At 65.0% G+C, this 2,069-nt stretch carries 3 protein-coding genes and 1 pseudogene; all 4 read left to right on the plus strand.

Annotation, left to right across the window (positions count from 1 at the left end; genetic code table 11):
- Positions 1-70, plus strand: a pseudogene (locus EOA27_RS43215) (3-isopropylmalate dehydratase small subunit); the annotation flags it as partial.
- Positions 71-136: 66 nt separating this feature from the next.
- Positions 137-1,051: a hypothetical protein gene (locus EOA27_RS33625; protein WP_126080400.1), complete on the plus strand. Its 915-nt coding sequence runs from the start codon at positions 137-139 to the stop codon at positions 1,049-1,051.
- A gap of 122 nt (positions 1,052-1,173) precedes the next feature.
- The gene (locus EOA27_RS33630; RefSeq protein WP_126080401.1) at positions 1,174-1,557 is read left to right on the plus strand and encodes a RidA family protein; all 384 of its coding nucleotides are present in this window, start codon (positions 1,174-1,176) and stop codon (positions 1,555-1,557) included.
- Positions 1,558-1,615: 58 nt separating this feature from the next.
- Complete coding sequence (locus EOA27_RS33635; protein ID WP_126083640.1) at positions 1,616-1,966, plus strand: VOC family protein; 351 nt, start codon at positions 1,616-1,618, stop codon at positions 1,964-1,966.
- The last annotated feature ends 103 nt before the right edge of the window (positions 1,967-2,069 follow it).

Here is a 2,069-nt window from a genome sequence, read left to right on the forward strand (position 1 = left end):
CACCATGGAGAAGGCCGGCGCCATCGCATCCTTCGAGAAGCGGAACGCCGAGCAGCGCCCCTGGGCCTGACATTCTGAACGTAGTGGCCCGGCCGTTCGCGGCCGGGTTCGTGGCGACTGAGTGGAGGGGACAGTCATGACACGCTCGCTTCTGGCCGCTTCGGTGGCAATCCTTCTCGCCACGATCGGCACCCACGCGCAGACCACCGCGCCGGCCGCGTCCGACCAGCCGGCTGCCGATCAAGGCACGGCCGACCAGGGCAGCGACCAGGCTGCGTCGGAGGACGACAAGCAGGCGCCGATTCCGTTCGAGGGCGGGCAGCTCACCATCACGCAGCCGGAGCAGGACGGCGAGAAGGTGCTGTCCTATGACGGCAAGCAGCTGGCCAGCAATTACGACGTCTTCTTCGACAAGATCGTCAAGATCGGCGACGTGAACGTCGCGCTCGTCGATGTCGGCGACGGCGGCAATCAATGCGGCCCGGCCAAGGTCATCGTCTGGAAGAAGGACGGCGAGATTGAGACCACCACGGTCGAGCAGGACGAATGCGGCGCGCCGCCGGCCGCCGTCTCCGACAGCGCCATCTATTTCGTGCCCTACCTTTTGCCAGGCGATTCCAAGCCGGTGCTGCAATGGTCGCCCACGGAAGGGCTGACGACCTCCGGCAACCTGACCTACACGCCGGAGCCCGGCACCGACTGGAAGGATGTCGACCCGTCAAAATACGACAACATCATCGACGCCTTCCACAATGAGGCGGTCTACAAGGCCGGCCAGGCGCTGCTGGGCAACGACATGCCCGACATGGCGACCAGCCTGCTGGTTGGCGGCGGCACCGAAAAGACGGCATCAGGCGCCTTCTACGCCACCGGCTGCGTGCCGCATGACTGCGGCGGCAATGACGGCTTCATGGCGGTCGACCCGGCCAAGCAGAAGGTCTATTTCGCCCGCCGCGGCGACAATGGCGAGCCGCAGGCCTGGCCGCCGGTCAAGGACTGGCCGGCGGATATCAAGAAGGCCTATGAGGATGCTCAGGGTTCGGGGAATTAGGCCGATTTGTGCCGGGTAGCGATCCTTCGCGCCGCGCTGTCCCGCCAGCATCGCGTTGTCTGGCTCACGACTGTGTCGTCCACGCATCTCAGAATGGTGGAGACAACCAACGCGAGGCTTCCATGCGCAAGCTCATCTCCACCGGTTCCCCCTTCGAGAAAACCGCCGGCTATTCGCGGGCGGTGGTGCAGGGCGACTGGTGCTTCGTTTCCGGCACGACCGGCTATGACTATGCCACCATGACCATGCCCGAGACGGTCGAGGCGCAAACGCGCAACTGCCTTGCCACCATCGCCACGGCGCTGGCCGATGGCGGCTTCGGCATGGCCGATGTGGTGCGTGCGCATTACTACATCACCGACCAGGCCTATGTTGACGTGGTCTTCCCGATCCTCGGCGAGGCGTTCGGCGACATCCGTCCGGCGGCGACGATGATCGTGTGCCAACTCAACAAGCCGGAAATGAAAATCGAGATCGAGGTGACGGCGCTCAGGCGCACGGCATAGAGGCCTGCGCCGCAATGCGGAGGGCTCCCGGACAGACAAAGCAAAGGAGCGGCTCATGGTGAAGGTCAGGCGCATCGTCGCCAATATCGAAACCCCCGACATTGCGGCGGCCAAGCGCTTTTACCAGGACGTGCTCGGCCTTGATGTCCTGATGGACCAGGGCTGGATCCTCACTTGCGGTTCGGCCGAGACCATGACGGTGCAGGTGAGCTTCATGGCCGAGGGCGGGTCGGGCACGCCGGTGCCGGACCTGTCGATCGAGGTCGATGATGTCGACGCGGCGCTTGCGGGCATGAAGAAGGCCGGGTTCGCCGTCGAATACGGCCCGGCCGACGAGCCCTGGGGCGTGCGGCGCTTCTATGTGCGCGATCCGTTCGGGCGTTTGGTGAATGTTCTTTCGCATCGGTAGGCGCTGCTCCAGCTTGGGTTCCTCTCCCCCACGAAATGGGGGAGAGGTGGCCCGGCGAAGCCGAGACGGAGAGGGGGAGCGCCCTACGAAGGCTCCTCTCCGT

The sequence above is a fragment of the Mesorhizobium sp. M2A.F.Ca.ET.037.01.1.1 genome (genome assembly GCF_003998075.1).
Classification (GTDB): domain Bacteria; phylum Pseudomonadota; class Alphaproteobacteria; order Rhizobiales; family Rhizobiaceae; genus Mesorhizobium.

Coding starts and splice junctions, on each gene's coding strand:
- EOA27_RS33625 (WP_126080400.1), top strand. CDS start 137: ATGACACGCTCGCTTCTGGCCGCTTCGGTGGCAATCCTTCTCGCCACG.
- EOA27_RS33630 (WP_126080401.1), top strand. CDS start 1,174: ATGCGCAAGCTCATCTCCACCGGTTCCCCCTTCGAGAAAACCGCCGGC.